This window comes from Stenotrophomonas sp. STEN038, assembly GCF_056759895.1.
Window position 1 is genome coordinate 13,236 of record NZ_JBRRDW010000034.1, and the last position, 23,227, is coordinate 36,462.

Here is a 23,227-nt window from a genome sequence, read left to right on the forward strand (position 1 = left end):
CGGAATAGCTCAGTTGGTAGAGCGGCGCATTCGTAATCGCGACGCGGTTGTCGCGGTGACGGCGGCAGATGGCTTAGGATTCATGGCCTTAGGGTCGCCAGCGGTCCGATGGCAAGGTTGTACGGACACGGTTTGAACAAGTTTCAGGTTTCCGCCGGAGTAGCTCAGTTGGTAGAGCACGTCATTCGTAATGATGGGGTCGTAGGTTCGATTCCTATCTCCGGCACCACCTAAAGGTGAGAAGGGCAGCCCACAAGGCTGCCCTTCTTGCTTTGCGCTAGCCGCGGCCCTTCGTCTTTCGTGCCTTGGGGAAGCTCCCCGCGCTGCGTCGTTCCAGGTACTCCGTCAGCAGCCCGAGCGGCGGCACGCCGAGCGCCTCGGCAAACTCGACCAGCTCCACGGCGTCGATGCGCCGCTCCCCGCGCTCGCACTTGGACACGAAGGTCTGCGTGTTCCCCAGCCGCTCGGCCAGATCGACCTGTGAGACACCCGCCCGCTTGCGGGCCGCCTTCAGGACGGTCAGCAGTAGCTGGTAATCGGGGTTGTGGGTCGATTGGGCCATCGCGCGGTGACAGGCTGGTCACTGCACGCTAGAGTCCGTATTGGGTTAGTCCAAAATGGACTATTTACTGGCATGGCTCAGGGGGAGCGCATGAAGCGGATAGGGGTTCTTCTGGTCGTCTTGGTGGTCCTGGCTTGGATCGGGTCGAAGCTGGTGCCGCGCAGCGAGCCCGCTGTCGCAGCCGCGCCCGCATCCAAGCCGTTGATCCGGCTGCTTGAACGATGGCGTGCCTGCGCGCGTAAGCACGACACCATCACAACGTAAGCCACTTTTTACCCCGGAGACCGCAGCCGTGCTTTCCATCCCGAACACCTTCACGCCCGAGCGGCGCGAGCTGTTCTTCCAGGTGCTGGAGGACACGTGCTCGCCCAAGCAGGCCGCAGCCGCCGCTGGCATCAGCAGGCGGACAGCTTTCTACCACAAGGCCAACGACATCGAGTTCCGAACCCGCTGGGAGAAGGCCATCGAGGTCGCCCTGGACGCGCTGCTGGACGAGGCGTACATCGTGACGTTGCTCGCCGCATGATTGAGCAGGTACTTCAGCTCAAGCAGCGGGACGCCCGCCTGCACCGCCAGCGTGGCGAACGTGTGCCGCAGGGCGTGGCCCGTCAGTCCGTCCAGCTCGTGCTGTGCGACCTCGGCGACGTGACCCGACTTTGACTCGGCGGGGAACAGCCACGGCGTCTTGCGGTGGAGGCGGGGGTTCTCCTCTACCCGGTGGCCGAGCAGGTCGGTGAGCGGCCCGGACAGCGGCAGGTCGAACGCGCGGGTCGATCCGCCCTTGGGCTTCGGCACGTGCAGGCGCCCCGAGGCGAGGTCCAGGTCGGATGCGCGCGCCTCGCAGGCAGACGTGCGCCGCATGCCGGTGAGCACCATGAACAGGTGCAGGTCGCGCCGCACCGGGTGGAGGCCGAGCACCGCCTTGCCCCAAGCCCTGAGCCTGTCCGTCGGCGCGTCCACCTTGCGCCGCCGCAGCCCGTGGTAGTCCACGTTCCCGCAGGGGTTCGGCGGCAGGTCCGGGTGCTCGCGCAGGCCCCGGTTGTACACGGCCCTGAAGATGCGGAAGGCGTTGTCCGCCGAGGGCGCGCCGTGCCGCTCGGTGATCCTGCGGTGCCTGTCGCGCACGCCCGATCGGTCCGCGCCGAGCTCGGCCAGCGGCCTGTCGAGCCAGTCGGACAGGTATTGCTCGCAGTTGTAGCGGTAGTCGTCCTTGGTCCTCGGGGACAGCGGCTTGGCCGCCAGGTGGAGGTCGAGCGCCTCGCGCAGAGTGATCCCGCGCGCACGCGCCCGGCGCCGCTCCTCGTTCGGGTTGGTGCCGCCGCGCATGCCGACCAGCGTCTGCCGCGCGGCGTCTCGGGCTTGCTTGGCGTCCATTGCCGGATGGTCGCCCAGCTTCGTCCTGACCTGTCGGCCGTTGACGAGGGACTGCACGTAGAAGCTGCGCTTGGTGGGGGTGACGATGAGGTAGAACCCCCTCATCTCGGTGTCGGCGTACAGGGCGGACTTGCCCGGCTCGGGCCGGGGCGCCCTCTCGACGAGGGACTGGGTGATCTTCAACTTCATGCTGGCTCCGTGGGTGGCGGGGCCACGGCACGGACACGGTTTCGCACCACAAGGTGCCGTGTTCAGACGCGCCGTAACTGCCCCTGAAGCCTCATTAGGTCGCGGTTTTCCCTTGCTGTAAGCGCACTTAGGCCATCTGATACCAAATCATGGCATCATGCGCGCGCAGCGATTCGTAATGCGTAGGTCGTAGGTTCGATTCCTATTTCCGGCACCAGATCAGGCCCGCCTCGTGCGGGCCTTTTCTGTGGGCGATGTCGAGGAGCATTGGGAGGCCTGGGTTTCCTTGCATTGGACAGGTAGCCACTGCTGACATCTTCGCGACTTGCGGATGATCCGCATCCGGTCAATCACGTCATCGGCGTCCTAAGTTGGCTTCCACGCCACTTACGGAACCCGCTACCAATGAGAACCGTCCTCACCAAGCGCATCGTCGCCAGCGCCCCAGCCAAGGATCGCCCCTATGAGCTTAGGGACACGCAGGTACGCGGTCTGATCTTGCGGGTGCAGCCGTCAGGTCATAAAGCGTGGATCGTGACTTGGGCGCATGGGAAGCGCCGAACGCTGGGAGCGATAGATCATCTGACCCTGGACCAAGCCCGGGAGCATGCTCTGCAAGCGGTTGCTGAATACGTTCAGTCTGGATTGCCGGCGCTGGCAAAGTCCAAGCCCACGAGCTGCACCCTAGAAACTTTGCTGATCGACCATTTCGAGCCTTGGGCCCTGATGGAGCTGAAGGGCGGGGCCAAGTACGCAGGCCGCATCCGCACGGTATTCCCGGGGCTGCTCCGCAAGCAGTTGGTCGATATCGACGTGCCGATGATGGATCGCTGGTGGCGTGACCGTGTGACGGGTGTGGATGCCGTCACCAAGGCGACCGCAGCCCGGGACTTCGCTTGCCTGCGTTCGGCGTTGTCCAAGGCCGTTGAGTGGAAGTTGATTGATGTGAACCCGCTGTTGGGCATGCGTCAGCGCTCTGTGCAAAGCCGGAAGGTGGTTCGGTTCCTGTCCGCAGATGAGGAAGCACGTTTGCGGGCAATGATGGCTGCACGTGATCTGGCAGGCGTGCAGGGTAGGGCGAACGCAAATGCCGCCCGACGTCGTTACGGACAAACCGTGTTGCCGGACTTGCCGTTGGATGGCTATGTGGATCATCTGACGCCGGTCGTGTTGCTGGCGATGAACACCGGCATGCGACGCGGCGAACTGCTGTCGATGGATTGGAACGATGTGAACTTGGAAGCCAAGATGCTGACCATCCGGGCCGAGAACGCCAAGTCAGGTCGTCAGCGCCACATTCCGTTGAACGTCGAGGCGTTGGATGTATTGCAGCGTTGGGCGCGCGCTGGAGTGGGAAGTTCCGGGCGAGTGTTCGAGGTAGGCGATATCAAGAAGGGCTGGGCCAAGTTGATCGCTGATGCGGGGATCACGCAGTTTCGCTTTCACGACCTGCGCCATCACTTTGCGTCGCGACTGGTACGTGCAGGCGTGGATTTGAACACCGTGCGGGAACTGTTGGGCCATGCCGACATCACGATGACTTTGCGATACGCTCATTTGGCACCAGACACGCTCGCCGCCGCAGTAGCGAAACTGGCGGCGTGAAATCGATAGTTCTTACGTTTAAAAAGGGGGAAAGAATGAAGTTTGGAGCACTTCTGGTACTAGTCGTCGGTGGAATTGGTGTCGCTCATGCAGCCCCTTCACCGCAGCAAATGCAGCGCTTGCGCGGAGCAGTTACGGAAAATTTCAAGGACCCTGGTAGCGCGCAGTTCAGGCGGATTGAACGCATTGACAGAGCAAGTGCGGAATTCAAGGGCCCGGGCGAAGGGGTATATTGTGGCGAAGTAAATTCAAAGAACTCGTACGGAGCATACGTCGGATATATGCCTTTCATGGGGGTCATTGTTGGATCCGAGGCGATGATTATCAACGTCGCCCATGACCAAGATAGCGTCATGGTAGTTACGGACCTCTGTCGTAAAGCACGAGCTGGAGAGATTTAAGTCATGGGCACATCGAGATAGCTTGATAGTCAGCTTGCCGGCGCGTTGGCAGTGATGTCAGCGCGCCTTTTGCGTTGTTGGGCATGCGGAGCTCTGATGGATTGTTCGGCTCGCCCGCGTAGCCCGATCCAGAAGCATCCCAGAGCGTCCGTAACGCCCATAGAGCCTCGTCCATCGTTACGCGCGACCCATCGCAGGCATATGCCGAAGTGTGCCCCACAAGCACGCTCGCGCGCTTCGGTGCGATGTGCGTTTTTGCCGCGCTCGAATGTAGTTGATTCGGCATTGCATGCATGTTCTGACGGCGCTCATTGCAATAGCACACACCGTCGCTTTTCAACGCACGCCAGACTGGCTGTGCAGCTCGTGGTGCTTCGCCTGTCGTATCACTGCTACGCACGTAGCTGCATAACACGGAGCGCCCCATATGCACACTGGCAAGCCCTGGTGCAATGCGTTCCCACAGCGCGCGAATCCGGATGATCCGTATCCAAGATGGAAGTCCTAGACAGGACGCCGGAATTGCTATCCGTTGCAGGCGAAGTGGAACGTCGTGACGGGCAACTCCATACAGGTGGGGCGCATAACACACTGTTTTTAATGCGGAACTTGATGCCTCCGAGAAATAATGAACAAAACATAAACGCACAGGTTGGTTTCGTCAGCTCCCTCGGTATAACACTGATCTCTACACACCGAGAAATCAGGATGACGACCAAGAAAAAAGCTAAGACCAAGACCAGCAAGACCACCAAGCGGACCAACCCGGCGCGGAAAAAGAAGTCCGTCAAGAACCGGAGCGATGCGCATCGACGGAACAGCATCTACGCCAAGGTGCTCGCCATTAGTGATCCCGAGCAGCGACGTGTCGCCGAAGCGGCCTTCCAGCGAACATACATTGCCCCGAAGCTGCTTGCCAAAGAGGCTGCACTCCATCAAACCCGATGGATCGGCCATCGGTACATGACACCATTGCAAGCAACCCAGCAGTTCAATGACGCGTACCTAGTCGCTTATCGGCGAGTGTGGGCGCGCCATTTCAGCGCCACCGAAGCACCCGGCAAGCAGCCCATCGAAGCCAGCTTCGCCATGAATGACTTGGCTGATATGACTTCGCTGTGGACAGCCCGACAGCGCGCGGATGAGTTGGGCATGCCGTACGATCTGTTCTGCGAAATCATCATGGAACGCTGGATCGTAGGCCGGAAAGCAAAACAGCCTCCCCTGCCTAACCAACTGTGCTCCGGGAAGTTGTTCAACGCCTGGATGCGTGGACATCCCACATGGGCTGAAACCAGCGAGCGGTTGTTCTTGCCGGACTGGGATGAGTGCTTCTTTGTCGAGCCTATTAGCGACGATCCCGTCTATGCCGCAGCAATGCGGATGTTGCATGCTGATGTGTTGTACGCCAAAGATCGTCCTGCACGGTTGGCACGATATCTCAGCGTGGGCGGTCCATTGACGGAAGAGCGTGCGGGTACGATGTTTGATCCGGACTTGGTACGTGACGCAATGGTGCTGGTTGGCGAGTCAGCCGATGTCGGCAACGCGTCTGATGCCTATGTGCCGGCATGCATTGGTAATCGGACTAACGAGCGCGATGCGCCGTGCCATACCTGTCAGTTCGCGGTGCAATGCTCAGCGCTCAAGCGTAAAGTGACGCGCAAGTTGATCGCAATTGGTGGCTCGGGTGATCCGCGCGCTGATCGCAGGCGACGGCAGAACCGGGATAGTCAACGCAGGCGTCGCGATAAACTGCGGCGCGAAACGGCTGCGAAAGTAGCTGCTTCAAGCGCTTCCAGTGATATGGGAGGCAAAATGTCAGCTGCTCCATAGAAGCTACAGATCAAGAGCAATCTTCTTCTACGAAGAAGATTAAAATCTATGCGGGCTGCACTTTGGGACGTACCGAGCCTGGACCCAACGGCACTCGGGCCTTCGGCCCTCGCACCTTGGGTCCAGATGCGCGTCCCTTCGGGCCGCGCAGGGTCTTGATTCCGGAATTGTTGAAGGAGGCAGAGGCGGGGAGCTTTGATAAGCCAGAGCCAACGTCACTTCGGGCCTTCGGCCCTCGCTCCTCGGCTCTGTTGCGCGCCCTTCGGGGCGCGCAATAGATTTCATTCCGGAGGGTTTGAGGGAAAGAAAACCTCCAGGAAACCGCCCCCAGCTTAAACCCTCTCTGCGGCGCTACAGGGTCAACCTTAATCGTTCAGATAGGGGTTATGCTGCACGCACCTGCGTTGCGCACAGCGGGCTTTTGGTGAGCTTTCATAGGTATTCAATATGCCGATTGTCGCGGAATACTCAGGCAATTCCGTTGCTCATGCGGACGCCCGCCCAAGTATGAAGCTTTTCGACGATTTGACCTGATACATGCCGAATCGCTGCAAGCGACATCATCGCAATCTTGCCGGATCTACGCTCAAACTTTTGCCCGCGACCTCGACGCTGATCTGCCATCCCAACTCGATGGGGGCATGGCGGGACTGGGCCCTGCAGTGACAACCCAAAGTCACGTTGCAGGCAACACCCAACGCCCGCATGCCTACAAGGCCGCAAAACGCACAACAAAGCGACACCGTTACGCATGCAAATCACTGCGCGGCTGGCCCAAGTGACTCCGCTAGCGCGTGGATCATCGTAGCCAAGCAGGTACTTGGGTGCTTTTGCCCATGCAAAGCTCAACTCAAACGCATGCTGGATATCTGCAGCGCGCGCCATGTGGGCGGCGGTGGTTTGGCGGATGCCTGTAGCGGTGCTGGTTGCGGGGTATGTATGAAGTGTCTGGACAAGCGTGGTCATTTACCCATCTACCTACCAGCAACTCTTACGATCAAGACTGAGCAGTTAGACTCTGAACTATATTCGAGGTATTCTCACTGAAAATGCAACCAATCGAGGGAACCCATGAAGTACACAACCGCACTTTCCGTAATTCTACTAGCCAGTTCCAGCGTCGCGTCGGCCCAATCGACGTACTCGAGTTACGGAAATTCAACTTACCAGAATCGCGCAAACGGCACCTCCTCTACCTATAGCAATTACGGCAACACGACCTACCGCAACGACAGCTCTGGCACCAGCGGGACATATCAGACCTACGGCAATACGACTTATCGGAACGACAGTAACGGGTACGGAACGACCAGCCAAACGTACGGCAATACGACCTACACAACTGACAATCAAGGCAATCGCGCCACCACCCAGCAATATGGCAACACTAGCTATACCACTGATAGCAACGGTAACAGTCGCACTTGCACGACTTACGGCAATCAGACTTATTGCAACTGATATCAGTGGCTGAAAATATTCAAATTGAGTATCGCAACATCTAAGTGATTTAAAGCCGGCGTCAGTTTGGCACGGGAATCGAGGGCGGCTCACCGATGACATTGGACCGTATAAATCCCCCGATCGACACCTTTTTCACCTCCTCAAAGACACATGGCAATCCTTTTCCTAATTGCGCTAGCCCTTGCGATTCCTACGAGCGGCCTCTCGCTCCTTTTATATGGTGCGTTGTTTGTAGGTAAGGCCATTCTCGGAGCTAAAGGAAGGATGCACGAGGTCAATAAGAGTCGTGCGTTCAAAGCGATTGACAACGATGGGCCTAAGAATCTTCCTTCTTGGGTTAAGAACGAGGATCGGCGAGGTGCTTTTTTCAGCGCGTTACTGATGATGGCCCAGCGAAGGGGGATTCCGGAGGGTTACTTAGGCGTGATGCTCAACACTCAGCAATCCCTGGAATCTCTGCTGGGCTTTGCTGCGGAGATGGAGAAGAATGGCGCATCCTTCGTGGAGCAGCAATCCGGCAGCATCGATTTCGTCTGTCAGATGTGGGGTCGTCTGGACGCAGTGGACAAAGCCAAGTTCGCAAGCATTGCTCCTACTGAAGAGCAGTATCGTAGTCTTCACACGCCAATCGAACGTCGACTCCCCATCAACGCTCCGAGACGTAACGATGCCCGCACTACGCAGATGATCGAATGGGCAATCGAGACTCTTGGCAGGGAGCCGAGTGCAATGGGGACCGCCTACGATGAGATTTCATACAGCGCAGTGGTCAGCTACGTCCATGAGCGCAAATGCCCAATCATCACGCGGGTAGCAAAGCCATACGGCGACTGGCTTGAGTTCCACGCCAATGTCCGTGGTCGTTCCTATCGGGTCACGCTGGGCATGACACACGAAGGGCAGGGATCGGTGCTCACATCTCAGCCGGCTTGAGGTCTGCCCACCCGGTGGCCATCAGTTGGACGTTCTGTCCTACGCCCGCTTGACCCGCCCGAACAAAACGACTAGCACGCCAATCAGAAGCATGCCCCAAAGCCAAACCAAATAGAACGCTGCGGTAGCGACACCCCCAAAGCGGGGATGCTCCGCGCACTTAAACCCAAGAACGACGGCTGCGACAGGTCCTTTGTAATTGGAGACGAAACACCCGATGTCGGGCATAATTGGTCTTAGTCGGGAGTATGGGGGGGGGTATGGGAAAGCGATTGCTGTTAGCTGCGCTTGGTGTGGCGGGCGCGTCTGCGGGTTGTTCAATGCTGGGCGGTCAGGTGCCTAAATGCTCGGACACGGAAACGTTAGATCTGGTCAGGCAAATCATTGCCGAAGATGTTGGGGCAGTGGGCGCAAACAAGCTTTCAAATGAAACACTGCGGTCATGGCTCAACATAGAACTTCCGCATGCGACCTCATTGGAAGAGAACATCAAGAAATACACTTGCGAAGCAACGATGGTCATCAAGGCTGGGAGCGGAAACGGTCATAGAACCCAAATTTCCTACACCAGTCAGCTTGACGACAACGACAAGCATTTGGTCCATGCCATTACGTTTGTGGGCCAAGATAGAGCGATGTTGATACAGGCATTGGAAGCAGCACTCACGGCGAACTCTACAGACGCGGCTGTCCCGCAGAAAGTAGCAGTGTCCGATGTTGTGGATCCAGCAATTGCTGCGGCTAATGTCGCGGATCTCGCAGTGGCCGCCGATGCGGGCCAGGTGCCAGCGTTGAACGAGTCAGCAGAGAACACGCCGGAGCAGGTGGCCGCAAACGAAGCGATCCGAGATCGAATTTTTAGTGGCAACGGTGAGGGTGGAACCCCGAAGTTCACAGACTATCCGGTTGCCGAGGTCTACTCCGGTCCAGCGGCCAAGCTAGACACCAGCAGTGAAGAAGCTAGGACTTTTAGAACCCGCATATCTACTGCGCTTGCTGAGGATCCTGTGGATTTCGCTGGCGAGTACGTATCGGCAGGTTGGGGCTGTGGTACCTCATGCGGCTACACGACCTTCGTTAACAAGCGGACAGGGCAGGTCATTAAAAGTGGTTTGGGCGGTGAACTGGGGCCCCGAGTTCGGAAGCATCTGCCCAGCAGTGAACTATTGATTGCAGAAGGTGGCGAGTTTGACGATGACTTCAATTCGTCCGGCAACTACGCATTCTTCTTTCGTCTTCAAAACGACGAACTCCAGTTGATCGCCAAGGTGCCTGTCCCTGAAGAAATCTACTGACTGATCGAGCTCTGTATGCAAAAAAGCCCCCGAAAGGAGGCTTTTTGCTATTGAGGGCCTTGCGCGATCCGGCTTCTCTCATTTTTGGATGGAATGAACATTCAAGTCGGAGAAGGGCATGACGCCGTGCGTAAAATGTAATGATCCGCCGCTTTCTGCTCAGGTCATGCGATTGGTGTAGTGGCATAGTCCGCGTCTTGAGTCATCATCTTCAGCTCGTGATGTGGGCGCTGTCGGTTGTAGAATGCGATTCAGCCAGTAATCGCCCGCAGGGTGTTGATTTATGCCGCTCCCGACGTCCCCGTAAGCGGCGGCATGATCCGCCTTCCATTTGTCAACAAGGGGCTTTTTAACACGTTCAGGGTCGAAGCGGGCTCAGAAGACGGAGGGCCGATGTTTTGGACTGCTAACGGGATCGACGCCGTGCCTTACCGGCTTACCAGCCACTTACGGTCCTTTGGGACTGGGTCAACTTATTGATTTGCAATGGGTGGGGTGCAAGGTGGCGGTGCATACCATAGTTGCAAGCCCGAGAAACAAAAACGGCATCCATTTTGCGCATACTTAGTGCGACGCTCTGAGGTTCAAACGATCAACGAGACCAGCCCATGCCAATGAGGCTGGTTCTTGTCCTCAGTCGCATTGATCCCGCATTGAAGAAGCCAGCGCAAGTGTCGGCGACTCGCTCGGCCAATGACGATGGAGGGTGTAGAAGGAATGCCCGCCTATAGGCGGGCATTCGAGTAATCGGGGGACTATGCCGTTGCGTGATGAAGCATCAATCCGCGCGCTGGATATCAGTCCTGCCATTCACGTCAATGCTAAGGCGGAAAAATTTTGTCTCGCCTGCTCTGAGAGCTGTCTCTCGCTGGGTCCATTCGCTTTGATATGTGCCGCATAGTCCGCGGCCTTGCGGGTCGCGACCAGAACGTAATAGATGCTCGCCTGCTGGGACGATGAAGCTCGCAGTTTCGTGGGTTTCAAGTCGTGCGGCAAGTGTGCCATTGATATAGAAGGCGTAAAGACAGCCGCTGCCGCTGAACCCTTTGTCGCGCGTTACTACGATGCGGCCGGAAGTTTCACTTCCAGGCTCTTGAAACGCGAGGACCCTCTCTGGCGGCGCCGGTATTGCTGCGCTAATGGTGACCGGCTTCGAATTTGTAAAGCATCCGGCAGTGCCAATCGCGAGAGTTATTGCAATCAGTCGAAGTTTCATTCCATCTCCCATGTCTGGGTGGATAGATTAAGTGATCACAGCTAGGTGTCAATTTAGGGGTGCAAATCGCTTGCGAGGCTTAATGCAAAACACCAACCATGCAGTGGGCCATCATAGGCTGATGAGTCTGTTGTAATTTTCCCGGCAATACGATTGCTTGCGAACGCGATGCTTGGCAGTTCATGGGTATGCATGGGATCGACGCCGTGCCTTACCGACTTACCAGCCACTTACGATGCTTTAGGACTAGGTCAACTTGTTGATCTGAAACGGGGAGGGGGCAATGTGGTGGTGCATACGATATGCACCGCTCTTCGGTCCGGCCCCGCTTCTGACGGGGATGCACATATATAAGGAGTGTCCGCATCCTCATCCGCAACCATCGTCGCGACGCAAGCTTCCGGCTTCAGAGGCGCTTATCCCGGGGCGGGTGTCTCTGCCCGAAGCGCTCGGCGTCGTCACTGGTGACGCGTCTCCCCAGAGACCGGCAGCCGGATTTGGAGAGCTCGCACTAGCCGGCAAGGTCGGGCGGAGTAGGGGGACAGATGTCGTCTGTAAGTTGTTCGACGCCGGAAATCTATCTAAGTGCTTGATCTGGCGTGGGTTCGTAATGCGTAGGTCGTAGGTTCGATTCCTATTTCCGGCACCAGATCAGGCCCGCCTCGTGCGGGCCTTTTCTGTGGGTGAGGCAGTGACCTGCGCTCGAGCTGGGTTGCGAGGGATTCTTATGTTGCGGCTGTTGTCGCTTGCCTCGCTGCTGTACTGGCTGCGCTCATACCCTCGTACAAATGTCCGGTTTGGGCACATGACCAAGTAGGCTTGCCCATCGCGCTGAGGACTGGTGTTACTCATGAACCTGAATGAGTTGAGGCCGGCACTGGTACATGCGGCCATTCATCGCAGTTGACGTGCCTGCAACTGGTCCGTGTTTCTGGCGTTGGTACGAATGCGAAGTGATGTGGCCGTTGCGAACGCTTTGGGGCTTTGCCGAATCTGCCCCTTGTCACGCGCAGGTGCGACAACGTGTCGCACGGGATTGCCCGCTTTTGCTGCGCGAAATCATTGTCAATACCTTTCTTAAGTGGTGTGTGAAGGCCTAAAATTGCGGGGCTGAAATCTGACAACCCCCTACATGTCTCCCGGAGGGCAATCCCCGGGCGCTCGTTTGCGTTTGCATGTATGGGCTTGCCAGGTCCGGCTCTCCCTCGCAATTGGATCGACCGATGATTCCGTTGAAAACTCTTGGACGCTTTTTGCGTCCGGGCCTCATTGTCGCTATGGCCGTCATGATGACGGGCTGCGACTGGGCCCTGTTTGACCCCAAGGGCCAGATCGCCCGGGATGAACTCACGCTGCTGATCACCTGTACGGTGCTGATGTTGCTGGTGGTCATTCCTGTGATCGTGCTGACGCTGGTGTTCGCGTGGAAGTACCGCGCATCCAACACCAAGGCCCGTTACGAGCCCAACTGGTCTCACTCCACCGCCATCGAAGTGGTGGTCTGGTCGATCCCGTGCATGATCATCCTGGTCCTGGCCGTGCTGACCTGGCGCTCTTCGCATGCGCTGGATCCGTACAAGCCGCTGGAGTCCGATACCAAGCCGGTGGTGATCGAAGCGATCTCGCTGGACTGGAAGTGGCTGTTCGTCTACCCGGAAGAGAATATCGCCGTGGTCAACGAGCTGACCTTCCCGGTCGATGCTCCGCTGAACTTCAAGATCACCGCCGATACGGTGATGAATGCGTTCTTCATTCCGCATCTGGGCAGCATGATCTACTCGATGGCCGGCATGGAGACCAAGCTGCACCTGATCGCCAACGAGGCCGGCAGCTATGAAGGCCGCTCCTCGCATTACAGCGGTGCAGGCTTCAGCAAGATGCATTTCACCGCGCACGCGGTGAGCAATGAGGAATACCAGGCCTGGTTGGCCAAGGTGCGCGGCGATGCCAAGGTCATGGACCAGAAGGCGTTTGCCGAACTCACCACCGAGCAGAACCACGACTGGCACCCGGTGACCTATTACGGCAGCACCGAGAAGGGCCTGTTCGACACCATCATTGCCAAGCATGCCGGTGAGAACCACCACTTCGGCATGAAGCACGATGGCAAGAAGATGTCGCACGAAGGTGCTGGCCACGAGGCGATGCAGCCCGAAGCCATGGACCACGCTGCGATGGGCCACGACGCGATGGGCCACGACGCGATGGATCACGCCGCCATGGGCCATGACGCTCCTGCCGCCGCTGCTCCTGCTGCCGCCGAGGCTGACGGCCACGCCGGTCACAATGCCAACGAGCCCGCCGAAGCCGCACATGCCGGCCACGGCACCTCGGGAGAATGACGATGCTTGGAAAACTCTCTCTTGATTCACTGCCGCACGATCCCATCGTGCTCTCCACCCTCATCGGCGCGATGCTGGGCGGCCTGGCTGTTGTAGCCGCGGTCACCAAGTTCAAGCTGTGGGGTTACCTGTGGAAGGAGTGGTTCACCTCGGTGGACCACAAGAAGATCGGCGCGATGTACCTGATCGTGGCGTTCGTGATGCTGCTGCGCGGCTTCTCCGACGCGATCATGATGCGTGCCCAGCAGGCGGTTGCCGCTGGCGGCGCCGAAGGCTATCTGCCGCCACACCACTACGACCAGATCTTCACCGCCCACGGCGTGATCATGATCTTCTTCGTTGCCATGCCGCTGATCACCGGTTTGATGAACCTGGTGGTGCCGCTGCAGATTGGTGCCCGCGACGTTGCCTTCCCGTTCCTGAACTCGCTGAGCTTCTGGCTGTTCGTCGCAGGCTGCGGCCTGATGATGATCTCGCTGTGGATCGGTGAATTCGCCGCGACCGGTTGGTTGGCGTTCCCACCCTTGTCGGGGTTGGAATACAGTCCAAGCGTAGGTATGGATTACTACATCTGGGCGCTGCAGGTCTCCGGCCTGGGTACCACGCTGAGCGGTATCAACTTCTTCATCACCATCCTCAAGATGCGTAGCCCGGGCATGAAGCTGATGCACATGCCGGTGTTCAGCTGGACCGCCCTGGTCACCAACCTGCTGATCATTGCTGCGTTCCCGGTGTTGACCATCACCCTGGTGCTGCTGACCCTGGACCGTTACCTGGGTACGCACTTCTTCACCAACGATGGTGGCGGCAACGCCATGCTGTACATCAACCTGATCTGGATCTGGGGTCACCCGGAGGTCTACATCCTGGTGCTGCCGGCATTTGGTGTGTTCTCTGAAGTGATCGCCACGTTCTCGCGCAAGACCCTGTTCGGTTACAAGGGCATGGTCTACGCCACCTGTGCGATCGGTGTGTTGTCGTTCCTGGTGTGGTTGCACCACTTCTTCACCATGGGCTCGGGTGCCAACGTCAATGCCTTCTTCGGCATCACGACGATGATCATCTCGATCCCGACCGGCGTGAAGATCTTCAACTGGCTGTTCACGATGTACCGCGGTCGCGTGCACTTCACCTCGCCGGTGTTGTGGACGATCGGCTTCATGGTCACCTTCACCATCGGCGGCATGACCGGCGTGATGTTGGCGATCCCGGCCATCGACTTCGTGCTGCACAACTCGCTGTTCCTGATTGCCCACTTCCACAACGTCATCATCGGCGGCGTGGTGTTCGGCATGTTTGCCGGTATCACCTACTGGTGGCCGAAGATGTTCGGTTTCACCTTGAATGAAACCTGGGGCAAGCGCGCGTTCTGGGGCTGGTTCATCGGCTTCTACGTGGCCTTCATGCCGCTGTACGCACTGGGCTTCATGGGTGCGACGCGTCGTATGCAGAGCTACCCGAACATGGACTACCAGCCGTACTTCGTGGTTGCCGCGATTGGTGCTGCGATCATCGCCCTGGGCATCCTGTGCCAGGTGATCCAGATCGCCGTGTCCATCCGCGACCGCAAGAAGAACGCTGACCTGACCGGTGATCCGTGGGATGCCCGTACCCTGGAGTGGGAAACCTCTTCCCCGGTGCAGTTCTACAACTTCGCCACCCTGCCCAAGGGTGAGGAGCTGGACGAATTCTGGCACCGCAAGCAGCGCGGCGAAGCCTGGCAGAAGCCGGCCAAGTACAGCGACATCCACATGCCGAAGAACACCGGTACCGGTGTTGTCATCGGCGCGTTCAGCCTGGTGCTGGGCTTTGCGATGGTCTGGCACATGTGGGTGCTGGCCATCATCGGCCTGGTCGGCATGATCGCCACCTTCATCTACCGTACCTTCGACAAGGACGTGGATTACTGGGTGCCGGCTGCCGAGGTGGAACGTATCGAGAACGAACACCGTAAGCACCTGGAAGCTCAGGGCTTGGTGAAGACCGAGGTGAAGGCATGAGCACGAACGCCCACACGATGACCCACGGTTCCGCAGCGCACGCTGCGGACCATGGCGATGACCATCACGAGCATCACGACACCAGCGAGAACACCGTCTTCGGTTTCTGGGTGTACCTGATGAGCGATCTGCTCATCTTCGCCACCCTGTTCGTGACGTATGTGGTTTTGTCCGGCGGCACCAATGGTGGCCCGTCGGCCAAGGACCTGTTCGAGCTGCCGTTCGTGGCGTGGGAAACCGCGCTGCTGCTGGTGTCCTCGCTGACGTTCGGCCTGGGCATGATCGCCATGCACCAGTCCAAGCAGGGCCTGATGTTCTTCTGGCTGGCCATCACCTGGCTGCTGGGTGCCGGCTTCATGGGCATGGAAATCTGGGAGTTCAACCACCTGATCCATAACGGCCACGGCCCGGACAAGAGTGCCTTCCTGTCGGCGTTCTTCGCCCTGGTTGGTACCCACGGTCTGCACGTGACCGCTGGTCTGCTGTGGTTGGCGGTGATGTTCGTCCAGCTCAAGCAGGATGGCCTGACCCCGCGCAACAAGACCCGCATGGCGTGCCTGAGCCTGTTCTGGCACTTCCTGGATCTGGTCTGGATTGGCGTGTTCTCTGTCGTTTATCTGTCGGGAGCGATGTAATGTCCGCACATGACAATCATGCACACGGTGCCGCTGGCGAAAGCCACGGCAGCGTCAAGTCTTACCTGATCGGCTTCGTGCTGGCTGCCGTGCTCACCATCATCCCGTTCTGGGTGGTGATGAGCGGTGGTATGTCCAGCTTCGCCACCGGCGCGGTGATCGTGGTTGCAGGCATCCTGCAGCTGCTGGTGCACCTGGTGTTCTTCCTGCACCTTGATCGTTCCTCGGCTGCCCGCTGGAACGTCAATGCCGGCATGTTCACCCTGGTGGTGATCGGCATCATCGTGCTGGGCACGTTGTGGGTCATGTGGAACATGAATCACCACATGATGCACTGAGCGGCTTGATCGTTTGATGCACAGCAAAGGCCGCCGCAAGGCGGCCTTTGTTTTTGTTTTTTGTAGTGCCGAGCCATGCTCGGCAGAAGCCTTCCAAGCAACGCATCAGCCGCAGTTGTAGGAGCGGCGTAAGCCGCGAAGCAGATGGTCCTTCAGATCGCCGACAGAAGGCTGGTTTCGCCCAGCCCAGCTTCGCGGCTTGCGCCGCTCCTACAAGCCGGATGGCATTGCCGGTGAAGCCTCTGCCGAGCATGGCTCGGCACTACGCCGTTGCTCCCTCCCTTTGGCGGAGCCAAGGGGAGGGTTGGGGAGGGGTTGGCTTTTGGGGCCTTTCAGGCATTGCCAGCTTCGCGGCTTACGCCGCTCCTACAAACAGCTGGCTTGCCTCAGGCGTTGCAGCGCATGAAATCCGCTGCGGCCACCGGCCGGCCCAGGTGGTAGCCCTGCAATACGTCGCAACCCAGCTCGCCGAGGAAATTACGTTGCGCCTCGGTTTCCACGCCTTCGGCGACCACCTGCAGTTGCAGCGTGCGACCCAACGCAATGATCGAGGAGACGATGGCTGCATCCTCGCTGTTGTGTTCCAGGTCGCGGACGAAGGCGCGGTCGATCTTGAGCTCCGTGGCCGGCATGCGCTTCAGATAGAGCAGGCTGGAGTAACCGGTGCCGAAGTCATCGATGGCGATGCGCACGCCCATCGCAGTCAGCGCTTCCAGCATCTGCAGGCTGGCTTCCACGTCCTTCATCGCGGTGCTTTCGGTCACTTCCAGGGTCAGCTGGCGCGGGTCCAGCGCATGGCGCTCAAGCGCGCAGCGCACGGTTTCAACCAGCGTCGGCGAGGCGAACTGTAATGGCGACAGGTTCACCGCCATCGACCAATCGCTATTGCCGGCGTCATGCCAGGCGCGCAGTTGCGCGCAGGCGGCGTCCAGCACCCATTCGCCGATCTGGATGATCAAGCCGCTGCGCTCGGCAACGGGAATGAACACATCGGGTGACAGCATGCCAAGCTCTGGATGGTTCCAGCGCAGCAGCGCTTCAGCACCGTTGGCACGACTGCCACCGGCTGGGAACTTTGGCTGGTAGTGCAGCACCAGCTCATTGCGCGCAGTCGCGTGGCGCAGGTCCTGCAACAAGCGCAGGCGCTGACGGGTGCCAGCCTGCATGGTCGAGGTGAAGAACGCATGGCCGTTCCGCCCGCTGTGCTTGACGTGATACATCGCTGCATCGGCATGCATCATCAGCTCGCGTTCGTTGCTTGCATCTTCCGGATACAGGGCGATGCCGATGCTGGCGCTGACCAGAAGCTCGGCATTGTCGATCAGGAAGGGCGCGCTGATGGCGGCGCTGATCTGTTCGGCCATCAGGGCTGCGTCGTCGGGTGAATCAATTGCCATCACGATGACGAACTCATCGCCACCGAGACGGGCGAAGGTGTCCTGGCTGCGCAGCAGAGCGCTGACCTTCCTGCTGAACTGCATCAGCAGGCGGTCGCCGAGCTGGTGACCGTAGGCATCGTTGACGTTCTTGAAGCCGTCGAGGTCGCAGAACATCAGCGCGAGGCCGAATTCGCGCCGGTTGGCCTTCTCGATGGCGCGCTCGATGCGGTCCTGCAGCAGCACCCGGTTGGGCAACTGGGTCAGCGGGTCGTGCAGCGCAGCCTGCACCAGCTTTTCGTTGGCGTTGGCCAGCGAGTGGGCCAGCAGGCCCGTGCGCAGGCGCATCTGCCCGTCGAACACCGAGGCCAGCAGCGCGACCGCAAGGGTGGCAATCGTGGTGACGATGACCAGCCCCGCGAGCAGATGTGTATCCAGTCCGCCGTCGCTGATGGCGCCGCAGAACGAACCGGCAGGGAAGCGCGCGGCGGCCATTCCGGTGTAGTGCATGCCGACGATGGCCACGCCCATCACCAGCGATGCCAGCAGGCGCATCGGCAACAGCCTGGGTTGCTCATGGCGCAGCCGCTGTGCGATCCACAGTGCCGCCGCCGAGGCGCCAATGGCGATCAGGATCGAGGCGGTGAACCAGATCGGGTCATAGTCGATGCCCGGTTGCATCTGCATCGCGGCCATGCCGATGTAGTGCATGGCCGCGATGCCTGAGCCCATCAGTATCGCGCCGGACAGCAGGCGGCCGACAGGCAGGCGTTGGCGCGACACCAGCCACAGCGCGTACATCGATGCGCCAACAGAGGCCGCCAGCGAGCAGGTGGTGAGGAAGAGGTCGTAGCCCACCGGGATCGGCAGCTTGAAGGCCAGCATGCCGATGAAATGCATCGACCAGATTCCCAGCCCCATGGCCACCGCGCCGCCCACCAGCCAGATGCGCGCGGCCCGGCGGCTTTGGCTGTTGGCTACGCGCGCGGACATGTCCAGAGCGGTATAGGAGGCAAGGATCGCCACCAGTAACGAGACGACAACGAGGCCCTGGTTGTAAGTGCCGATCATGCGAATTCCTGAACGTCGAGATGGAGCAAAGCCCCGCTTACCTAGCGGCAGCGGCAGCGCGGACTTTAGCTGTCGCAGCCTTTGCGACCTTGGTGGGCTATCCTGCGGCGCTGACGCAGATAGGAATTTCCATGGCCAAGACCCGCAGTGCATACGTCTGCAGCGAATGTGGCGCCGAGTACAGCAAGTGGCAGGGCCAATGCACCGAATGCGGTGTGTGGAACGTGCTGAGCGAGATCGTGCTGGAGACCGCCGCTTCGGCAAAAGCGCCGGCGGCACGCCGCAGTGGCTGGGCCGGCAAGGTCGAGGCGCCCAAGATCACCGCCTTGAAGGACGTACAGCAGACCGAGCATCTGCGGGTTTCCACCGGCATCAGCGAGTTCGACCGGGTGCTGGGCGGTGGCTTGGTGGAAGGCGCGGTGGTACTCGTTGGCGGTGATCCGGGTATCGGCAAGTCCACGCTGCTGCTGCAGGCGGTGGCCAAGATGGCCAGCAGCTTGCCGGTGCTGTACGTCACCGGTGAAGAATCGCTTTCGCAGGTGGCTGGTCGTGCGGTGCGTCTGGACCTGCCGCTGGAGGGCATCAACGCACTGTCCGAGACCGGTGTCGAGAACATCCTGCAGCACGCGGTGAAGGCGCGACCCAAGCTAATCGTCGCCGACTCGGTGCAGACGTTGTGGACCGAGGCGCTGACGGCGGCGCCGGGTTCGGTCAGCCAGGTGCGCGAAAGTGCAGCGCGGCTGGTCCGCTTTGCCAAGGAAACCGGTACGGCTGTTTTTCTGGTCGGCCATGTCACCAAGGAGGGCGGTATCGCCGGCCCGCGTGTGCTGGAGCACATGGTGGACGCGGTGCTGTACTTCGAAGGTGAAAGTGGCAGCCGCTTCCGCATCCTGCGCGCGTTCAAGAACCGCTTCGGTGCGGTCAATGAGCTGGGCGTGTTTGCGATGGGTGAGAAGGGGTTGAAAGAAGTGCCCAATCCGTCCGCTATCTTCTTGTCTGGTGGCAGCACCCGCCAGCCGGGCAGCTGCGTGATGGTGACCCGCGAAGGCACGCGGCCGCTGCTGGTGGAAGTGCAGGCGCTGGTGGATTCCTCACCGCTGTCCAATCCGCGCCGGGTGGCGGTCGGTCTGGAGCAGAACCGTTTGGCAATGCTGCTGGCGGTGCTGCACCGCCATGGTGGCGTGCTGGTCGGCGACCAGGACGTATTCGTGAACGTGGTGGGCGGCATCCGTGTGCAGGAGACCGCCGTCGATCTGCCGGTGCTGCTGGCGGTGTTGTCCTCGCTGCAGGATCGGCCGTTGGCTGAGAAGACCATTGCCTTTGGCGAAGTGGGTTTGTCCGGCGAAATCCGCCCGGTGCCCAATGGCGAGGATCGCCTGCGCGAAGCGGCCACACATGGCTTCAAGCGCGCGATCGTGCCCAAGGCCAATGCGCCCAAGGCCGGCACGGTGAAGGGCATGGAAGTGATTGCGGTGGAGCGTCTGTCGCAGGCGCTGGAAGCAGCGATGGAGTGAAAGCATCTGTAGTGCCGAGCCATGCTCGGCAGGGGCTTTCCGGGAGATGCTTCTTGTGGGAGCGGCGTAAGCCGCGAAGCGGATGATCGAACCGATCCAAAGGTGCCCCCAATTTAATTTCAGCCAGCTTGGCGGCGTACGGCGCGCCTACAAAATTTCGGTGGCCCGATGCATTGCTGGGAAGGCCCTTGCCGAGCATGGCTCGGCACTACAGTTTTGGTTTACCGGTAATGCCTCTGCCGAGCATGGCTCGGCACTACGGGGCGCAACGCAATGCCCGTTGCCGGGCAATGGCTCAGCCGCGGCCCAGTACCAGTTCGATCACGAACCTGCTGCCGAAGAACGCCAGCAACAACAACGCCATCGCCGTCAGGGTCCAGTGCACGGCCTTGCTGCCGCGCCAGCCGTAACGGCGGCGGCCGATCAGCAGGGTGCCGAATACGATCCAGGACAGCACGCTGAGCACGGTCTTGTGCACCAGCTTCTGCGCCAGCAGGTTGTCGACGAACAGCACGCCGGTCAGCAGGGTCAGGGTCAGCAGACAGAAGCCGACCGTGATCGTGCGGAACAACAGGGTCTCCAGGTCGGCCAGCGGCGGCAGGGCGCGCAGCCACGGGCGGAAGTCACGGCGGCGCAGAGCCCGCTCCTGCAGCCACAGCATGATGGCCAGCAGCGCGGCGACGCTCAGCGTGGCGTAGGCCAGCAGCGCAAGCCAGGCGTGGGTGGCCAGGCGCCAGCCCAGCAGTTTGCTCGGTTCGTGGCCGTAGCCGTGGTAGGCCAGCAACAGGATCGCCGCCATCGGGAACACCACCACGCCCAGTGCCGACATGCGTCCGCGCGCGCCAACCACGGCGGTCAGTGCCGCCATGCCCAGACCTACCAGTGACAGTGCCGCGAAGAAGTGCATGTCCGGGCCGCCTGCGGTTTTCATCGCCACCATCAGGTGGTAACCGGCGTGCAGCAGCACGGCGGCGATGGTCGGCAACAGCCAACTGCGTGGGGGCGGACTGCGCTCGCCGGCCAGCCCGCGTACCAGCAGGGCGGTGGACACCAGATAGAGCGCGGCGGCGATGAGAACGATTGTCATCGATGCAGTTTCGCATACAGGCCCGCCTCTGGCGATCTGAACCGGCGGTGGCGGCGGCTGCCCGTTATACTAACTGTCTCTGTTTCCACGATTTCCGCAGGTTCCGTCGCATGTTCGAGTCACTGACCCAGCGCCTTTCCGGCACCATCGAGCGCCTGCGTGGGCGCGGCCGCCTGACTGAAGAAAACATCCGCGAGGCCACCCGTGAGGTGCGCATCGCCCTGCTGGAGGCCGATGTGGCCCTGCCGGTGGTGCAGGCCCTGATCGAGAAGATCAAGGTCCGCGCGGTTGGTCAGGAGGTGCTCAAGTCGCTGACCCCGGGTCAGGCGCTGATCAAAGTGGTGCGCGATGAGCTGACCGCCGTGATGGGCGCGCAGGCCACCGACCTGAACCTCAATGTGCCAGCGCCGGCCATCATCCTGATGGCGGGCCTGCAGGGTGCCGGCAAGACCACCACGGTGGGCAAGCTGGCCAAGCACCTGAAGGAAAAGCGCAAAAAGAAGGTGATGGTGGTTTCTGCCGACGTTTACCGTCCGGCCGCCATCGAGCAGTTGAAGACGCTGGCCGAGCAGGTCGACGTGCTGTTCTTCCCGTCCAGCCCGGAGCAGAAGCCGGTCGACATCGTGCGCGCCGCCATCGATGACGCGCGCAAATCGTTCGTCGACGTGCTGCTGGTCGATACTGCCGGCCGACTGGCCATCGACGAAGCGATGATGGCCGAGATCAAGGCCCTGCACGCGGCGGTCAACCCGGCTGAAACCCTGTTCGTGGTCGATGCCATGACCGGCCAGGATGCCGCCAATACCGCCAAGGCCTTCGGTGAAGCACTGCCGCTGACCGGCGTGGTGCTGACCAAGACCGACGGTGACGCCCGTGGCGGTGCCGCGCTGAGCGTTCGCTACATCACCGGCAAGCCGATCAAGTTCACCGGTACCGGTGAAAAGGTCGACGGCCTGGATGTGTTCCATCCGGAACGTGTGGCCAGCCGCATCCTCGACATGGGCGACGTGCTGTCGCTGGTCGAGCAGGTCGAGCAGCAGGTCGACAAGGACAAGGCGCAGAAGCTGGCCGAGAAGGTCGCCAAGGGCAAGAAGTTCGACCTGAACGACATGCGCGACCAGCTGGAGCAGATGCAGAACATGGGCGGCATCGGCGGCTTGATGGACAAGCTGCCGGGCCTGGGCCAGATCCCCGAGCACCTCAAGGCGCAGGTCAGCCAGAGCAAGGAAGTGCCGCGCATGATCGCCATCATCGGTTCCATGACCAAGAAGGAGCGCCGCAACCCGGGCCTGCTCAATGGTTCGCGTCGTGCCCGCATCGCGCGTGGCTCCGGCACCCAGCCGGCCGACGTCAACAAGCTGATGAAGCAGTACATGCAGATGGAAAAGATGATGGGCAAGCTCGCCGGTGGCGGCATGAAGGGCATGATGCGCAACATGAAGGGCATGCTCGGCGCCATGGGTGGCAAGGGCGGCCTGCCGTTCCGTTGATAACGTTTGATTCCAACCGGTTGAACAGGGAGTGGTGCATGAAGAACAGGATGTATCTGGTATTGGCAGTGTTGGCGCTGAGCGCCTGTGGTGAAGACCGCTCGATGTCGCAGAAGGCGGGTAGTGCGATCAGTGGCACCGCCACCGACTTCGTCGCCGGCCTGGGCGAGGGCGTGGACAAGCGCATGTCGCTCAAGCTCGACGTGGCGCCGGAAGTGGCCAGCAATGGCATGACCGTGACCCTGGGCAAAAGCCGTGGCATGGGCTCCAAGGACGCCTCGGTGTATGTGGTGGCAACCAAGCCGTACAAGGGTGCATTCCTGGCGCGGGCATTGGACGAGTCGGGTGCCGAAATCGGCCGCTCGCGGGTGGAAGTGGATTTCCCCGCCGATGATGCGCAGTATGTGAACTTCACTTTCAACGAAGAGATGGACAGCCAGCTGGTGCGTTCCTACGCCCTCTCGCTACGCTGAGTGGCATAGGCACCGGCGGCAACATC

The 23,227-nt window shown here is 60.2% G+C and carries 17 protein-coding genes and 1 tRNA gene; 13 read left to right on the top strand and 5 right to left on the bottom strand.

What is annotated here, in order from left to right:
• Window positions 1-153 precede the first annotated feature (153 nt).
• Window positions 154-229, top strand: a tRNA-Thr gene (locus ACVOLS_RS14230).
• Between the two features lie 48 nt (window positions 230-277).
• Here the strand turns inward: ACVOLS_RS14230 and ACVOLS_RS14235 are convergent.
• The gene (locus tag ACVOLS_RS14235) at window positions 278-562 is read right to left on the bottom strand and encodes a helix-turn-helix domain-containing protein (protein ID WP_481546137.1); all 285 of its coding nucleotides are present in this window, start codon (window positions 560-562) and stop codon (window positions 278-280) included.
• 414 nt (window positions 563-976) lie between these two features.
• The gene (locus ACVOLS_RS14240; protein WP_481546138.1) at window positions 977-2,125 is read right to left on the bottom strand and encodes a tyrosine-type recombinase/integrase; all 1,149 of its coding nucleotides are present in this window, start codon (window positions 2,123-2,125) and stop codon (window positions 977-979) included.
• A gap of 405 nt (window positions 2,126-2,530) precedes the next feature.
• Here ACVOLS_RS14240 and ACVOLS_RS14245 point away from each other — a divergent pair, with 405 nt between their 5' ends.
• The 5 genes from ACVOLS_RS14245 (at window position 2,531) to ACVOLS_RS14265 (ending at window position 9,659) form a co-directional block, all read left to right on the top strand.
• Window positions 2,531-3,730 carry a tyrosine-type recombinase/integrase gene (locus ACVOLS_RS14245; RefSeq protein WP_481546139.1) on the top strand — a complete coding sequence of 400 codons (1,200 nt, stop codon included), beginning with the start codon at window positions 2,531-2,533 and terminating at the stop codon, window positions 3,728-3,730.
• 1,109 nt (window positions 3,731-4,839) lie between these two features.
• Complete coding sequence (locus tag ACVOLS_RS14250) at window positions 4,840-5,967, top strand: hypothetical protein (RefSeq protein WP_481546140.1); 1,128 nt, start codon at window positions 4,840-4,842, stop codon at window positions 5,965-5,967.
• Window positions 5,968-7,038: 1,071 nt separating this feature from the next.
• On the top strand, window positions 7,039-7,428 hold the full coding sequence (locus ACVOLS_RS14255; protein WP_313642465.1) for a hypothetical protein: 390 nt from the start codon (window positions 7,039-7,041) through the stop codon (window positions 7,426-7,428).
• A 153-nt stretch (window positions 7,429-7,581) separates the two neighbouring features.
• Complete coding sequence (locus ACVOLS_RS14260; RefSeq protein WP_481546141.1) at window positions 7,582-8,364, top strand: hypothetical protein; 783 nt, start codon at window positions 7,582-7,584, stop codon at window positions 8,362-8,364.
• A gap of 260 nt (window positions 8,365-8,624) precedes the next feature.
• Window positions 8,625-9,659: a hypothetical protein gene (locus ACVOLS_RS14265; RefSeq protein WP_481546142.1), complete on the top strand. Its 1,035-nt coding sequence runs from the start codon at window positions 8,625-8,627 to the stop codon at window positions 9,657-9,659.
• A 778-nt stretch (window positions 9,660-10,437) separates the two neighbouring features.
• Here the strand turns inward: ACVOLS_RS14265 and ACVOLS_RS14270 are convergent.
• Window positions 10,438-10,875 carry a hypothetical protein gene (locus ACVOLS_RS14270; protein ID WP_481546143.1) on the bottom strand — a complete coding sequence of 146 codons (438 nt, stop codon included), beginning with the start codon at window positions 10,873-10,875 and terminating at the stop codon, window positions 10,438-10,440.
• 1,223 nt (window positions 10,876-12,098) lie between these two features.
• Here ACVOLS_RS14270 and cyoA point away from each other — a divergent pair.
• From cyoA to cyoD, 4 genes are read left to right on the top strand one after another with little or no spacing between them, the layout of a single operon-like run.
• Entirely contained in the window at window positions 12,099-13,217 is a 1,119-nt protein-coding gene (gene cyoA, locus ACVOLS_RS14275) for a ubiquinol oxidase subunit II (protein ID WP_481546144.1), read from the top strand.
• Between the two features lie 2 nt (window positions 13,218-13,219).
• Entirely contained in the window at window positions 13,220-15,217 is a 1,998-nt protein-coding gene (cyoB, locus tag ACVOLS_RS14280; protein WP_481546145.1) for a cytochrome o ubiquinol oxidase subunit I, read from the top strand.
• A complete protein-coding gene (cyoC, locus tag ACVOLS_RS14285; RefSeq protein ID WP_481546146.1) occupies window positions 15,214-15,852 on the top strand; it encodes a cytochrome o ubiquinol oxidase subunit III in 639 nt (212 codons plus the stop codon). The genes cyoB and cyoC overlap by 4 nt, the downstream gene beginning before the upstream one ends.
• A complete protein-coding gene (gene cyoD, locus ACVOLS_RS14290) occupies window positions 15,852-16,190 on the top strand; it encodes a cytochrome o ubiquinol oxidase subunit IV (protein ID WP_282271076.1) in 339 nt (112 codons plus the stop codon). Before cyoC ends, cyoD begins: the two co-directional genes overlap by 1 nt.
• A 386-nt stretch (window positions 16,191-16,576) precedes the next feature.
• Here the strand turns inward: cyoD and ACVOLS_RS14295 are convergent, their stop codons facing one another.
• The gene (locus ACVOLS_RS14295) at window positions 16,577-18,637 is read right to left on the bottom strand and encodes a putative bifunctional diguanylate cyclase/phosphodiesterase (RefSeq protein WP_481546147.1); all 2,061 of its coding nucleotides are present in this window, start codon (window positions 18,635-18,637) and stop codon (window positions 16,577-16,579) included.
• A gap of 131 nt (window positions 18,638-18,768) precedes the next feature.
• On the opposite strand from ACVOLS_RS14295, the gene radA reads away from it, so the two are divergent.
• Window positions 18,769-20,151: a DNA repair protein RadA gene (gene radA / locus ACVOLS_RS14300; protein WP_481516936.1), complete on the top strand. Its 1,383-nt coding sequence runs from the start codon at window positions 18,769-18,771 to the stop codon at window positions 20,149-20,151.
• A 295-nt stretch (window positions 20,152-20,446) separates the two neighbouring features.
• Here radA and ACVOLS_RS14305 read toward each other — a convergent pair whose 3' ends face one another.
• Window positions 20,447-21,238: a cytochrome C assembly family protein gene (locus ACVOLS_RS14305; RefSeq protein ID WP_481546148.1), complete on the bottom strand. Its 792-nt coding sequence runs from the start codon at window positions 21,236-21,238 to the stop codon at window positions 20,447-20,449.
• A gap of 110 nt (window positions 21,239-21,348) precedes the next feature.
• Here ACVOLS_RS14305 and ffh point away from each other — a divergent pair, with 110 nt between their 5' ends.
• Together ffh and ACVOLS_RS14315 are read left to right on the top strand one after the other, a co-directional pair.
• Complete coding sequence (gene ffh, locus ACVOLS_RS14310; protein ID WP_481546149.1) at window positions 21,349-22,728, top strand: signal recognition particle protein; 1,380 nt, start codon at window positions 21,349-21,351, stop codon at window positions 22,726-22,728.
• 38 nt (window positions 22,729-22,766) lie between these two features.
• Entirely contained in the window at window positions 22,767-23,201 is a 435-nt protein-coding gene (locus ACVOLS_RS14315) for a hypothetical protein (protein ID WP_481546150.1), read from the top strand.
• The last annotated feature ends 26 nt before the right edge of the window (window positions 23,202-23,227 follow it).

What these genes read in the sequence shown, in the direction of transcription:
- ACVOLS_RS14250 (WP_481546140.1), top strand. Translation starts at nt 4,840, where the DNA reads ATGACGACCAAGAAAAAAGCTAAGACCAAGACCAGCAAGACCACCAAG.
- ACVOLS_RS14260 (WP_481546141.1), top strand. Translation starts at nt 7,582, where the DNA reads ATGGCAATCCTTTTCCTAATTGCGCTAGCCCTTGCGATTCCTACGAGC.
- ACVOLS_RS14270 (WP_481546143.1), bottom strand. Translation starts at nt 10,875, where the DNA reads ATGAAACTTCGACTGATTGCAATAACTCTCGCGATTGGCACTGCCGGA.
- ACVOLS_RS14305 (WP_481546148.1), bottom strand. Translation starts at nt 21,238, where the DNA reads ATGACAATCGTTCTCATCGCCGCCGCGCTCTATCTGGTGTCCACCGCC.
- ACVOLS_RS14240 (WP_481546138.1), bottom strand. Translation starts at nt 2,125, where the DNA reads ATGAAGTTGAAGATCACCCAGTCCCTCGTCGAGAGGGCGCCCCGGCCC.
- cyoD (WP_282271076.1), top strand. Translation starts at nt 15,852, where the DNA reads ATGTCCGCACATGACAATCATGCACACGGTGCCGCTGGCGAAAGCCAC.
- ACVOLS_RS14255 (WP_313642465.1), top strand. Translation starts at nt 7,039, where the DNA reads ATGAAGTACACAACCGCACTTTCCGTAATTCTACTAGCCAGTTCCAGC.
- cyoA (WP_481546144.1), top strand. Translation starts at nt 12,099, where the DNA reads ATGATTCCGTTGAAAACTCTTGGACGCTTTTTGCGTCCGGGCCTCATT.
- ACVOLS_RS14245 (WP_481546139.1), top strand. Translation starts at nt 2,531, where the DNA reads ATGAGAACCGTCCTCACCAAGCGCATCGTCGCCAGCGCCCCAGCCAAG.
- radA (WP_481516936.1), top strand. Translation starts at nt 18,769, where the DNA reads ATGGCCAAGACCCGCAGTGCATACGTCTGCAGCGAATGTGGCGCCGAG.
- ACVOLS_RS14265 (WP_481546142.1), top strand. Translation starts at nt 8,625, where the DNA reads ATGGGAAAGCGATTGCTGTTAGCTGCGCTTGGTGTGGCGGGCGCGTCT.
- cyoB (WP_481546145.1), top strand. Translation starts at nt 13,220, where the DNA reads ATGCTTGGAAAACTCTCTCTTGATTCACTGCCGCACGATCCCATCGTG.
- ACVOLS_RS14315 (WP_481546150.1), top strand. Translation starts at nt 22,767, where the DNA reads ATGAAGAACAGGATGTATCTGGTATTGGCAGTGTTGGCGCTGAGCGCC.
- ACVOLS_RS14235 (WP_481546137.1), bottom strand. Translation starts at nt 562, where the DNA reads ATGGCCCAATCGACCCACAACCCCGATTACCAGCTACTGCTGACCGTC.
- ffh (WP_481546149.1), top strand. Translation starts at nt 21,349, where the DNA reads ATGTTCGAGTCACTGACCCAGCGCCTTTCCGGCACCATCGAGCGCCTG.
- ACVOLS_RS14295 (WP_481546147.1), bottom strand. Translation starts at nt 18,637, where the DNA reads ATGATCGGCACTTACAACCAGGGCCTCGTTGTCGTCTCGTTACTGGTG.
- cyoC (WP_481546146.1), top strand. Translation starts at nt 15,214, where the DNA reads ATGAGCACGAACGCCCACACGATGACCCACGGTTCCGCAGCGCACGCT.